The sequence below is a fragment of the Sphingobacterium sp. BIGb0165 genome, from assembly GCF_024810095.1.
GTDB classification, from domain to species: domain Bacteria; phylum Bacteroidota; class Bacteroidia; order Sphingobacteriales; family Sphingobacteriaceae; genus Sphingobacterium; species Sphingobacterium detergens.
Map to the genome: position 1 here is coordinate 586,624 of NZ_JANUEB010000003.1, position 13,347 is coordinate 599,970.

8 protein-coding genes are annotated in these 13,347 nt (G+C 41.1%); 3 read left to right on the top strand and 5 right to left on the bottom strand.

The window, feature by feature from the left end:
• The first annotated feature begins 47 nt into the window (after window positions 1–47).
• The 3 genes from M2408_RS09005 to M2408_RS09015 all read left to right on the top strand — a co-directional run bounded on the left by M2408_RS09005 (window position 48) and on the right by M2408_RS09015 (window position 5,490).
• The gene (locus tag M2408_RS09005) at window positions 48–1,220 is read left to right on the top strand and encodes a helix-turn-helix domain-containing protein (RefSeq protein ID WP_259181010.1); all 1,173 of its coding nucleotides are present in this window, start codon (window positions 48–50) and stop codon (window positions 1,218–1,220) included.
• A 250-nt stretch (window positions 1,221–1,470) separates the two neighbouring features.
• Window positions 1,471–4,275, top strand: coding sequence for a TonB-dependent receptor (locus M2408_RS09010; protein WP_259181012.1), 2,805 nt, complete (start codon window positions 1,471–1,473; stop codon window positions 4,273–4,275).
• Between the two features lie 12 nt (window positions 4,276–4,287).
• Window positions 4,288–5,490: a phosphatidylinositol-specific phospholipase C1-like protein gene (locus M2408_RS09015; protein WP_259181015.1), complete on the top strand. Its 1,203-nt coding sequence runs from the start codon at window positions 4,288–4,290 to the stop codon at window positions 5,488–5,490.
• 117 nt (window positions 5,491–5,607) lie between these two features.
• Here the strand turns inward: M2408_RS09015 and M2408_RS09020 are convergent, their stop codons facing one another.
• From M2408_RS09020 to M2408_RS09040, 5 genes are read right to left on the bottom strand one after another with little or no spacing between them, the layout of a single operon-like run.
• Window positions 5,608–8,478 carry a TonB-dependent receptor gene (locus M2408_RS09020; RefSeq protein ID WP_259181017.1) on the bottom strand — a complete coding sequence of 957 codons (2,871 nt, stop codon included), beginning with the start codon at window positions 8,476–8,478 and terminating at the stop codon, window positions 5,608–5,610.
• Window positions 8,479–8,504: 26 nt separating this feature from the next.
• Window positions 8,505–9,779, bottom strand: coding sequence for a serine hydrolase (locus tag M2408_RS09025; RefSeq protein ID WP_259181018.1), 1,275 nt, complete (start codon window positions 9,777–9,779; stop codon window positions 8,505–8,507).
• A 29-nt stretch (window positions 9,780–9,808) separates the two neighbouring features.
• The gene (locus M2408_RS09030; protein WP_259181019.1) at window positions 9,809–10,831 is read right to left on the bottom strand and encodes an alpha/beta hydrolase; all 1,023 of its coding nucleotides are present in this window, start codon (window positions 10,829–10,831) and stop codon (window positions 9,809–9,811) included.
• A 10-nt stretch (window positions 10,832–10,841) separates the two neighbouring features.
• Complete coding sequence (locus M2408_RS09035) at window positions 10,842–11,702, bottom strand: alpha/beta hydrolase (protein ID WP_259181020.1); 861 nt, start codon at window positions 11,700–11,702, stop codon at window positions 10,842–10,844.
• 20 nt (window positions 11,703–11,722) lie between these two features.
• Window positions 11,723–13,285, bottom strand: coding sequence for a long-chain fatty acid--CoA ligase (locus tag M2408_RS09040; protein ID WP_259181021.1), 1,563 nt, complete (start codon window positions 13,283–13,285; stop codon window positions 11,723–11,725).
• Between the last annotated feature and the right edge of the window lie 62 nt (window positions 13,286–13,347).

A 13,347-nucleotide genomic window follows, 5' to 3' on the forward strand; every position in this document is an offset into this window, starting at 1 on the left:
CAATTTGATAATACCTGATTATTAACTTTGCAAAACAGCTTAAGAACGTGAATTATATTATTATTGTAGGGGCAACCCAAGCACTAATGGCTTTGGGAATTTTATTGAAGGACAAAAAAAATAATGGGCAGCATGATAATATCCTTTCTTATTTGTTGGCCTCCATTTTTTTGCATCTGGCAATCAGTTTTGCATTGAACGTCTTTTGGCCTAATTCAAAAATCCATCAGCAATTCAATACATTTATCGCCTTGGCATATCCTGGTTTGTTATGGTGTTATATACGTTTTCTCGAACATAAGGGAAAGCCCATCGATATTCTTTTGGCGATGTTTCCATCGATAGGTGCATCTGTAGGTTACTTTTGGATTGCTGCTTATGTGATCAGCCATTCTGGCGAACTACCACCATTCATCAAATTGTACAATTCGATATCTGGTTATGCATATACGATATTATATATCGTGTACCCATTAAAAATTTTGGCTAAGACACATACGATACCGACATTTTGGAAACTTGAAAAACGTATGGTTAGGCTGGCCGCTTCCCTGTTCCTGTTTGTTGGCTTTGCATTTTTGGTCATCTCCATCTGGACTCGACTATTTGATATATCCATCTATTTTAATTTTATCCATCTGTGGCTCCGTCTGATTATCTATTCTATATTGGCGGTTATCTGCATATCTATTATTTATGTCAAAGTAAGCTCCTTTCTGTATATTCATTTATATCAGCAGGAGCAAGCAAAACTGCATATTATTGACCATCAGCATGAAGATCGGTTGGACAGCTCGATGGTGAAATCCCCATATCCATCTGCGGAGGAAAATGAAAAGAATGTCGGTATAGACTATGTAGGTATTTTGGCGAAGGTAGAAAATCTGATGTCCCAGCATAAAATCTTCTTAGATCCAAGTCTCACATTAGATATTCTTGCTACAAAGGCCGATGTATCACGTCACCATCTTTCCGAGACGTTAAATCAGTACCAGGAAAAATCATTTTATCAATATGTCAATGAGTATCGAATTAAGGAGGTTGTAACATTAATGGATCTGTACAGAAGCAAAGGAGAGAGCATCAATATACTTGCGATGGCATTTCAGGCTGGATTCCATTCAAAATCCTCGTTTAATCAATATTTCAAAAAGGTTCAGGGCTGCACGCCTTCGGCCTATCTCAAGGCGAAACCACAATATGACCTAGTTAATACCTAAGTGAATATTCTTGTCCATCGGACTGCAGGAACGTGTATTAATCCATCCTGAAAGCGGTGTTCTACGTCGCTATCGGCGTACCAATTTATCGGTAACCTAATCTTAATGTAAATTTAATTTTTGTAAACATCATTAAATGAGTGTTTTGTGGTATTGGCGGCTAATTGAAAGTACTTCTTTATCGAGAAAGACGACAGGCATCTCATGAAATATCAATTTCGTAGCAAATAACAAAAATTGATTACATGATATGAAAAGAACATTACTCTTTTTGATTTCGTTGATGCCATTCTTTTTACAGGCACAACAAATTACAGGGACTGTCACTTCAATGACCGATGAGGTATTGCCTGGTGCTACAATACAAGTAGGGAAGTTGACTGCACAAACTAATCTCGATGGCAAGTTTACATTGATTTTAAAAGAAAAGGGACCTGTTCGACTTACTGTTTTCTACACCGGCTATCAGGCATTCGCCTTAGATACACTTGTTTCGAACGAGGGGATTCATTTGGGCGTAATCAAATTGCATCCATCCAATAATAGCCTGGGCGAGGTTGTTGTCGTTGGTTCTTCAGCTGGTTCTCAGCTCAAGGCATTGAACATCAAAAAAACGGCAAATGCCATTATGGAAGTATTGGCTGCAGATGCTATTGGTAAATTACCCGATCGCAATGCCGCCGAAGCGGTACAACGCATTCAGGGGGTTTCCATTGAACGAGATCAAGGGGAGGGGCGATATGTTTCTGTACGTGGCACACCCATACAGTGGAGTGCGTCTTTGTTAAATGGGAACCGGCTTCCTTCCGCTAGTCTTGACTATGCAGATCGACGGATTCAGATGGATATTTTCCCCTCAGAGATGATTCAATATGTGCAGCTATCAAAAGCAATCACTCCGGATATGGAAGGAGATGCGATCGGAGGGTCGATCAATTTTATTACCAAAGCAGCTCCCCTAAAACGTACACTCCATATCAATGCGGCTGGCGGCTATAACGGACAATCTCAACGCGGATCATACAACAGTTCAATCCTCTTTGGCGATCGTGTTGCGCAGGGAAAATTGGGTTATATCCTTTCGGCAGTAATTTGGGACCGAACAGCTGCCCAGGACCGATATAACCTAAACTATGATTTTTCGAACAGTAATGCTACGCAGGCTTTTTCCATCACAGATCTACAATTGAGGGATTATATTGCACGTCGGCGTACACTGGGATTTAATGGTGGACTTGAATATGCATTCAATGAAAGACATAAAATCATGGCTAAGGGACTTTATAGCGAATATATGGACGCTCAGCGTGTCCGTGAGAATTATTTCTATTTTAATACCAAAACAGCGACGATAACAACCAGAGCCGCAGATTACCATACGAGCCTTTATTCTGGAGAGCTTAGCGGGCAGTCGAGTCTCTCAGAACGATTTGGATTGGATTGGGCACTGAGTATGGATAAATCTGCTTTTAAATTTAAGGATCCAGATTACTATCCGATGGCAACCTTTTCCCAAAAGGTTGATTACGACGGCTTGGCGTCCGATGGAAAGAAATACCTCGCCATGGATTCACCAGATGGAGCAGGAGATTATATTGACCATATCCTACCTCATCTTGCTTCCACTACAGCGATTAGCGCAGAAGCCATGAAATTAACACAAGTTGTCAATATCAGGAGTAAAAATCAAGAACGCAACAAGCGTGTTGGGGTAAATTTGAAATATACACCTAGCAATTCATTGATCGTTAAATTTGGTGGAAAGTTTATCCACAAAGATAAACAGGTAGAAAACCCCTATAGTATTTATGTGGCCGGTATCTCTGGGGCTGCTCCAACATTAGCCAGCTTAGGTACTGAACCGTATCCCTATCGGGGTGGTTTTTTGACCGAAATAGGATCGCCTTACAACAATGTGCTTATTGATCAGGTAGCTATGGCATCAGTGAGGCAACTTGCATCACCGGAGGGTATTGCCGAAAACAAGTTGTATCCATTCCGCGTCGATTCAGCGGGCAACGCTTCAGGCGCCGCCAACTACTACAGTGGAAAGGAAAACGTATACGCAATTTATGGTTCTGCAGAATTTAAATTGACAGAGCGGCTCACCATTATAGGAGGAATACGAAACGAGTATAACAAAGTTACTTTTTCAGGCAACAAAGTATCCACGCTCGCAGACAAATCGACAAAAGTAGAAGCAATCAATCAGGATAACAGCTATAATGCTTTTCTACCGATGTTGCATGTAAAGATCAATGCGACAAAGAATGATATTATTCGGCTGGCATTTACGCGAAGTTTCACACGTCCCGATTTTGGTAGTCTCAATCCCGGTACGACACAGGACGATATCAACCGTGTCATCACCCGTGGTAATCCAAACTTGAAACCCACTTTCGCCAGCAACTTTGATTTCATGACCGAACATTACTTTGGCGGCATAGGTATGTTTTCGGCAGGGGCATTTTACAAAAAGCTTTCCAACCTGATCTATTCCAATCAATCCACACAAGATATTGATGGTATTTTATTCAATGTAAATGAGCCCGAGAATCTTCAAAACGCCTGGCTGTTAGGTTTTGAAGCCGGCATATCCAAGCGATTTACAGAGCTGCCAGGAATATGGAAAGGATTTGGAGTTGACGCCAACTACACCTATACAGACTCAAAAGCGAAAGTTCCGCGCTTTGACAAAGGAAAATTGATAGAAGATGAAAGTGTAATTCCTAAGCAGGCAAAACACTTGTTCAATGTCTCCTTGATCTATGAGAATAGCAAGTTTATGGCACGTATTGCTGGCAACTATAAAGGTAAATATCTTGATGCCATTCGTCAGGTCGCTGGACCCGAACATTACCGTTGGTATTCAAGCAATTTTTCGGTAGACTTTTCTTCTTCCTACAGCATCAACTCGAAATTCAGATTATTTGCCGAATTAAATAACATTACTGGCACCCCGGTGCGCTACTATCATGGTGTATACGATCGTGCCGAACAAGCAGAATGGTATTCTGTCCGTGGTCAAGTGGGGATCAGTGCAAAACTTTTTTAAAATATAACAAATATGGAATTCAAACAGATTATCCTAACAACGTTGTCCACCCTGGTACTAGGTACTGGAGTTATTCGTGCTCAACAATCCGAGCTTCCACAGCTCAATACATTAAAGATCAATCAGATTCAGGTGCTTGGTACGCATAATAGTTATGCTAGGCCTGTCGATCCACGTCTTGCCGCCTATGCTGACCCTATTTTTGCAAAAATGATGGAAAAAATGACCACATTAATCCCCACGGACAAGCTCGCGTCATTTAAGGAGTTTCATCCAAATACGATGACGATGAGCGAAGGGTTGAAATATGACCACCCGTCTTTTGATGTACAGCTCGACAGTGGTATCCGTAGTTTAGAAATGGATGTTTATTATGACCCTACAGGACATCGTTTCAATAGGCCTGCTGGGTACGAGGTATTAAATAGCATGGGTGTTTCGGATTTGGCACCCTATCAAAAGGAAGATTTGGAAAAGCCAGGCTTCAAGATGCTCCATATTGCAGATTTTGATTTTCGATCGCATTACGCTACTTTCCGAGGCGGCTTGAAAGCGTTAAGAAATTGGTCCGACAGACATCCCGGTCATCTTCCGATCTTTATTATGGTCGAAGCAAAGGACAAAGGCATACCAATCTTTCCAAATAGCGCTGAGGTTCTTCCATTTGACGAGAAGGCATTCGATCTGCTGGATGCCGAAGTTATCGAAATATTGGGAAAAGACAAGCTTATTACCCCAGATGATGTACGTGGACAGTATACAACGTTACGTGAGGCAGTGCGTTCTGGCAACTGGCCTACCATTAAAACATCCCGTGGAAAATTTGTTTTCTTGTTACTTCCGGCGACTGCTGGGATGAACCTGGAATCTGCTTATGTCAAAGACAGACCCAATCTTGAAAAACGTATCATGTTTGTACAGTCGGAACCCAATGATAGTTTTGCATCCTTTATCCTGTTGGACAATGCGCTAGTTCGTCAAAATGAAATTCAAAATCTTGTAAAACAAGGTTATATTGTTCGTAGCCGTTCAGATATCGAAACATACGAAGCAAAGATCAATGACTATACGAGGGCAGATGCGGCTTTTAATAGCGGAGCCCAGATTATATCCACCGATTTTTTTAGACCAGGTAATGGTTACCATACGTCCTATTATGTGAAGTTGCCTCATGGCAACCCCGCTCGTTCAAATCCTATCAATGGAAGAAAGTGAAGCGTAGATGCTCAGAAACAATAAAAATAAAGAATGAAATAGTACCGTTTCAATATCGAAGCGGTACCATTTTTATTTGAAACTTTTAAAACTCTAGTAAGCAACGATACTAGGGGACTAAAAGCGAAAAGTGGCGGTTAGAAAGGATGCACGCGGTGGAATGGACACTGTCGCATAGGGTGACTGTTTTTGAACAGCGAGCGTATATTGCTCTTTGGTAAAGCTGTTATTGCCTTCCAATGTTTCCAATATACCTCCTGGTCTTACCCAGCTCATTACACCATATGTATTTAATAAGTTATTTATATTGAGACTTAGTTTTACGCTTTTGCTGAGGTCATAACCCGCTCCAAGGTCAAATTGAGAAAAGGCGGGTAAGGTGAATGTGTTGACCACATTAGCTTGCCTTTTTCCAAGGTAGGACCAGGTGATAAAAGTATAGAATTTTCCATTAAGATAGGTGGGCGTGAGATTGAAAATAGCGCGAGCATTATTATCTGTTTCGTTGCCTGAGTAGGAAATCTTAGTATCATCTTCAGGTCCAGGATTATTGGCTACCCATGACTCGAGGTTAACTATTTTAGAACGTTGAAGAGTAGCTATACTACGTATGTTAAAGTGCTTGTCGATCTTCCATTCAGCTTCGATTTCCACACCTATCGTTCTATATTTTCCGTATAACATCTCAGGTGTATAGAATCCGCCGCCGCTGGCTTGCAGAAATTGCCCGTTGGGTACACCGCTAAGAACACTATAGAATGGTGTGACAAAGATGTTGAGCGTTTTTGTTTTAGCTTTTAATCCAACTTCTATTTGTCTAGTCGTACGTTCTTGGGGGTGTAGCAGTCCAATTGTTTCAGGTCTATTGGTAGCGAAGTAAACATCTAGGTCTGGTGCTTTTTTTCCTTGAGAATAACGCCCATAGAGTGCGATATTGGTATTGAAGGTATAGTTTAATGCACCGGAAAAAGAAACCGTATGAAGAGTCTTATCATAATCTACCCTTGTTATTTTGTCAACAGTATTGTTGTCGTAAAACGTCTTGGGATTTCCGTCTGTACCTCCCTGTAGTCCAGTTTTCATATAGATACGTTCGTTATATCCTTTGATATTTACATTTTCATAACGGACACCCCAGTCAAACGTCAACTGTGGATTTATATACCAGGTATGGCCAAAAAATAAGGCCGCCTGATTTTGTTTGGCATTGAATGTTAGCGAGGCACCATTGTCGCCATATGCTTGCGCGATACCGTCACTGTTACTTATTTGATGTAAGCCCGTCGTGCCGGCGAGTGTCGCACCGGTAAACTCGAGTGAAATCAGCTGTGGCCTATTTTCAATTGTGCTAAGCGCAATACCATCTATACCTGAATAACGTCTTACATTTGAATAGCCATAATAACCCCCCAGTGTAAAATTCATCTTATCTGTAACCTTTTGAAAAGAAAACTGATCAACAAATTCCTTGACGTTATTTTTATATGCACCAAAAGTGGTCATAAATATGGAATTGGGCAGAAGGTCCTGTCCAGGAAGTTCATTCTTGTTAACTGTGTAGACTGGTAATCCATTTGAACCTAGCGTTGAAGTAACCTGCATAAGTTCGGTTCCTGTTTTGGCATTTTTGAAAGAATAGGAACCGATGCCCAAACCCTGTTGTCCGGTCATTAAAAAATAGCTTGTCATGTCCTTTGTACTCATTGCTGTGACAGCACCAGGTGTGTTATAGAGAATATCATTGCTTGAATAACGTGCCGCATTATTAAGGGTCCAGCCCGCACCCAATTGTTGTTCCCAATTGACACCACCTGAACGATATTTACTTTTGACTAGATTCTTTGGGTTAAAAGAAATAGAACCACCATATCTAAAATCCTGCGAGGTATAATCAACTGCTGGCATCAATACCGTAGCGTTAATGTCAAAACCTTGGGCTGGTCTTGGTTTGTCGAAATCTTTTGTCGGAATAAACTGGACATAACCATTTTTGTCGTTCAAGTATTTCGCGAAAAACTTAAGTGTACCTCTTTTCAGTTTCTTGACTACATTCGCCTTGACCTGACCACCATTATTCATGGGATATCCAGGATATCTGCCGCTTTCATCATATCTGTAGAAACCACCAATATTATAAAACCAGTTATTTTTCAATGGCCCACCAATATTCAGATCGACACGGGCATAACTCCGTCCATCGATCCCGACCAGACCATATTTTGTTCTCAGTTCACCCTCGAAACGATCCGTTCCAGTTTTGGATACGTAATTAAAAACGCCTCCGGGAGCATTGGCTGCGGTAATAGATGCAGTTCCCCCACGAACAGCTTCCAATCGATATAAGGTTGCATCAGGACGGAGGAAAAAATCAGGACCATAATTGAAATATGTCGTGTTGGTTACCGGTAAACCATCTTCTTGCATGGAAACATATTCGTAACCAAAACTACCATCTTGTGTCCCAACGGTGATGCCTCTGCTGGCCACGCTATTGCGTATTTCGCCGAGTGACGAATTAACAAACACCCCAGGTACATTTTTCAAGAGATCGGCAGCACTCAATGGGACTACCCGTTCTATTTGTCCGGCATCTAGTGTACTGATCGCAACGGACGCGTCCATACGCTTGCGTTTGTCAAAAGTTCCCGTCACAAACACTTCATCCATCTTGTTGTTTTCGGATGTAAGTATCACTGTTGTATTTTGCCCAGGACTTGCCTGTTGCTCTTTGTTGAGATAACCGATGGAGGAAACTTGTAGTATAACAGACCTACTCGTTACCCCTGCTATCTGGAATGCCCCCAGATGGTCACTCACAGTTCCCAAATTGCTGTTTTTAACTTTGATGGTAGCTCCCTGTATCGGTTGTCCACCAGTATCTTCTATTTTCCCTGAGAGGATATTTGACTGTCCAAAACAGAAAGTAAAGGCGCAGGTCAAAAATAAGATGAGAAGATAATTTTTGTAATTTATTGATTGTGTTTTCATAGCGGTTATAATTGGTGATATCGACATTATAACAGTGCTTGGTAAACTGACACCTTGAATTTGTCGCCGAGTTCGCTGTGCCTTAGTGGCCACTGTTGTATAAATAGTAGTGCAATTATTTTTTCTCGCGGGTCCGCCCAAAAAGTCGTTCCGAAAAATCCACCCCAAGAGATGCTTCCTTCTGATAGACCCAATTTCGCATTACCTTCACTTGAAGTGATCTGAAAACCAAGTCCAAATTTATCGTCCCCCAAAGAAAGATCTCCGATCTGATTTTTGGTCATTATTTCTATCGTATGTCGTGATAGTAAACGATGACCATTATAGATACCTTTGTTTAATAGCATCTGAAGGAATAGGGCATAGTCTTTTAATGTTGATACAAGGCCGGCCCCACCAGCGTAGAGTCCATTGTGATTAATTGGATAGTCAATAGAGACATTCGGAAAAGTATTGTCAGCCCATGGCATGACTGTTCCAGTTTGCTTATCTTCTGTGTAAACTTGGACCAGTCGATGTTGCTTTTCTGTGGGTAAGTCAAAATAGGTATCCTCCATTCCTAATGGTTCAAAAATTCGAGTTTTGAAAAATTGATCGAGTGTTTTTCCTGAAGTGACCTCAACTAACCTTCCCAATACATCTATACTCAGACTATAAGTAAATTTTTCGCCAGGTTGGTGGATAATAGGCAAGGTCCCCAATTTGTTAATCATTGGTTCAAGTAGTAGGGGAGTTTTTGAAAATCCGGCGATGATACCTGCTTTGGCATAGATTGCTTGCATCTGTGGCGATCCAATTTGGGCGTAATCTAAACCAGAAGTGTGTGTAAGCAGGTCGCGAATTGTAATCTCGCGCTTGGCGGGTACAGTAGTAAATGTACTGTCCTTTTCATTAAACTTATCTAATACACGAGGTTTAGCAAAGGAGGGGAGATAGCGTGAGATTGGATCATCTAATAAAAATTTACCTTCTTCATAGAGCATCATAACGGCGGTGCTTGTAATCGCCTTTGTCTGTGAAGCGATCCGGAAGATCGCATCCTTGTCCAAACTCTTTTTAGGTTTTATCCGATCTACTCCAAAAGCTTTATGATAAACGGTGTTTCCATGATGAATCAATAGAGCAGCTGCACCTTTTATCCAACTACTGTCGACGTACTGTTGTAATAACAGATCAATGCGTTGGAGGCGCTCTTGGGAAAATCCATGGATTGTTTTTTCAAGATTACCTTCTTTGCCAGGTACTTGCGCAAAAGATAGCAAGGGCAGCAAGGCATAAATTAAATAAATAGCTATTTTCATCTTTTTCTGAGCGAAGTAATTTTTGAAAATTATTTTATAGGTTTATAGAAGTATTCATACATAAAACTGTACAATTCTGGAAATACCCTATCAGGCAATAAACCATGTGGATAACCGGGAAAATTATGCAGTTCTACTGGAATACCGGCTTTGATCAGTTTAACACCTAAATCCAATCCACCATCACGCAGAGGGTCTACACCACAGGTTGCAATATATGTAGGGGGTAACTGGCTGAAATTATCGGTCATTCCGGGCAATACATTCTTAGGGATATTGGAGGCATAATCTTTGCCTATATACAGTTTCAATAGGTAGGGGATATCAGCTCCTTTCACGCCTGGTATTTGCCAGAGCTCACGTACGGAAACATGGTTTGTATCTATATCTGCAGGAGGAAAAAATAGAGCCTGAAGGGCGATTTTTGGTCCCTTTCGTTCGCGATTCAATAAAGTCATGCTACCAGCAACACCAGCTCCAGCGCTACCGCCACCCAAACCTATTCGTGTTGTATCCCCCTGAAAATTTTTCGCATTCTTAATACTCCATAGAAAAACAGCATACGCATCGTGAACTGCGGCTGGGTAAGGATGTTCAGGTGCAAGTCGATAATCTACCGAAATAACGACAACCTTTCCCCGTATTGCCATATTTGCACAATGCTTATGGTCTCCGTTCAGATTTCCATAGACAAATCCACCTCCATGAAACCATAAGAAGATTGGGGCAGTAGTAATATATTTGGGTTTGTAGATCCTAACTGGAATGTCAGGATCACCCGCCTTCAAACCGGGGACATTGCGATATGTTATCTCCACACTATCTGCATTGGTTAATAGCGGTATAGTGGATTGCTTTTCTTTCTCCCTTACGGACTTGATATTTTCATAGTCCAACTGCGTGAGGGGCATCAATGCCAATGGAGCGTATTTGGGGAGAAGTCTCTGACTTACTTCTTGAGGAGTAAGCGGGCGGATTGTGTGTTTATCTTGTGCCCGAATCCCCAAGAGATGAACAAAGACCAAACATGTGATAAAAATAATCTTTTTCATATGTATATTTTTAGTGACCATACTGTTTTATCCATTGTATTGCTGCTCCGTATACACGTTTTCGAGCGTTCTTATCCGTCATATTCAAATCATGACCAGCGCCTTCTATACGGACAAGTTCATGCACAATTTTCCTGTTGGAAAGCGAATCGCTGAGCTGTTGGGACTGTGAGAAGTCGACGACTGGATCTGCTGTACCATGTACTATCAGCACAGGGATATCTTTGATGTGTTTTATGGGACTAGACTTGTAAAAGCTAATGTCCAATGGTTGACCTGACTCATAAGTATGCCCTGTCATTTTTTCAATGACATCTTTTAGTCCGACTTTTTCTGAATAAGCAAGTGTCGTGGTATCAGTTAAATTGACAGGACCACAAAATTCAACAATGGTTTTAATCCGCTTGGATGATGTATAGCCATACAAGAGCGCCAAATGGGCACCAGAGCTGACCCCGGTCATCGTAAAACCATCTTTACGCGTGTTCCACTCCGAGGAATGGGCTATACAATAATCCAGGGCTTGATCTATATCAGCTAACATCTGTTGATAATGAATAGCCGCATGATCTGCATATCTATGATTGATACTAACAACAGCTATACCATGTTGAAATAAAGTATCCTGATAGTCCCGTATATATTCTTTACCAGCCATTGTCCATGCTCCGCCATGGATCAGCAGGACAAAAGGTGTATTTTTATTCCTTTTAGCTGGAAGGAATACATCCATGATCTGGCGTTCGTGTTTGCCATAAACAACATCCATTAGCCGGCTTTCTTGTTGTTGAGGAAGCTGTTGTATAGGTTTGCTGCTTTTGCATCCAAATAAGGTTAACAAACTGATCAGTAATAGCAGATTTCTTTTCATTGTTACAATATTTTAGTCAGTTATTTATTTAATTTTTCATTGTCGGCAGCCCGCAGTTCTTTTTTGAGAATTTTACCAGTTGCGGATATAGGCAATGCATTGGCAAAGTGGATCACACGGGGATATTTATATTTCGCCAAACGATCTTTTGTCCAACGCATCAGCTCATCTTCGGAGATTTCCTCCTGCTCTTTTAGAACTACAACTGCTTTTATTTCCTCCCCAAGTTTTTCATCGGGGATACCTATAACAGCAACTAGAGAAATTGCTGGATGTTTCATCATAATTTCTTCTACCTCCCTAGAGTAGACATTCATACCTCCACGAATGATCATATCTTTTGTCCGATCCACGATAAAGTAGAGACCTTCGTCATCACGATAAGCTACATCACCCGAATGCATCCAACCATTCTCAATGGCTTCTTCTGTTGCGGTATGTTTATTATAATAACCTTTCATAACATTATGTCCCCTGAAAACCAGTTCCCCTGTCTCATAGTTCGGTAGGGTATTGCCATCCTGATCTATAATTTTCACATCTACGCCCCATACCGGGAGTCCAATAGATCCTGGCTTGCAGCCTAAACGGATATCATTAAAAGTGACGACAGGAGAGCCTTCACTCATTCCATACCCTTCAATCACTTGAACATTGAACCGATCCTGAAAATCTTGTAATACTTTGACCGCTAGGGATGCCCCTCCAGAGACGCAGAGTCTTAAACTGTTGCTGATGTCTTCGTCCCTAAGCTGTTGATGATGGAAGTTGAGTAGCGCCCAGTACATAGTAGGAACACCAGCAAAAACTGTGATGTTTTGTTGCACAATGATTTCCATAATAGTCTGCGGATCAAATCGAGGCACCAGTACGTGTTTTGCGCCCCTATAGATCCCGGTATTCATCAGTGTTGTCATTCCAAAGATGTGAAATAGGGGCAAGACCAGTAATTGTACGTCGCGATTACTTGTTTCAAAGAGATCCGCAACGAGCTGAGCATTGCAGAACAGATTGAAATGAGTAAGTTCTGCACCTTTTGGGAGGCCAGTCGTCCCGGATGTATAGACTAAAACAGCCGTGTCATCTGCTCCAGTCTGTGCACTCGTAAACTCGTTGGAATGGCTTTCTATAAAATTATTATAATATATGATCCGTTCGTCAACAAATTGGATATTTTGATCTAGTGTAATGAAATGTATGCATTGAGATGCCTTGCTGAACGCATAAAAACATTGATCGGCTATAGGTAAAGTTTCTTCGTTGGAGTAACAGAAATATACCTTTGCATTACTGTCATCCAAGTGATATAGGATCTCATCCTTTTTCAATAAAATATTTAGTGGGACAACAATGGCGCCCAGTTTAAGCACAGCATAATAGATCACTGGAAAATCGATGATATTTGGTACAGACATCGCGATTTTGTCGCCAGTGGTTACTCCGATACTTTTTAATGCATTGGCTAGACGGTTTACCTGTTGATTCAATTGCGTGTAACTCATTTCTATTTTACCATCGGAGATAGCAATATGGTTTGCATAGCGTCTTGCAGAATCTTCAAGAATTAAAGATAGATTAAACATACATTTATAACTGGTTAGTTTCAAGTACCCTAAAAGGAGTCTCCTAATGTGTTATAAAGTTA

Bases quoted from the DNA above. Each gene is read 5' to 3' on its own strand.
- M2408_RS09040 (WP_259181021.1), bottom strand. From the start codon at position 13,285: ATGTTTAATCTATCTTTAATTCTTGAAGATTCTGCAAGACGCTATGCA.
- M2408_RS09010 (WP_259181012.1), top strand. From the start codon at position 1,471: ATGAAAAGAACATTACTCTTTTTGATTTCGTTGATGCCATTCTTTTTA.
- M2408_RS09020 (WP_259181017.1), bottom strand. From the start codon at position 8,478: ATGAAAACACAATCAATAAATTACAAAAATTATCTTCTCATCTTATTT.
- M2408_RS09035 (WP_259181020.1), bottom strand. From the start codon at position 11,702: ATGAAAAGAAATCTGCTATTACTGATCAGTTTGTTAACCTTATTTGGA.
- M2408_RS09025 (WP_259181018.1), bottom strand. From the start codon at position 9,779: ATGAAAATAGCTATTTATTTAATTTATGCCTTGCTGCCCTTGCTATCT.
- M2408_RS09015 (WP_259181015.1), top strand. From the start codon at position 4,288: ATGGAATTCAAACAGATTATCCTAACAACGTTGTCCACCCTGGTACTA.
- M2408_RS09030 (WP_259181019.1), bottom strand. From the start codon at position 10,831: ATGAAAAAGATTATTTTTATCACATGTTTGGTCTTTGTTCATCTCTTG.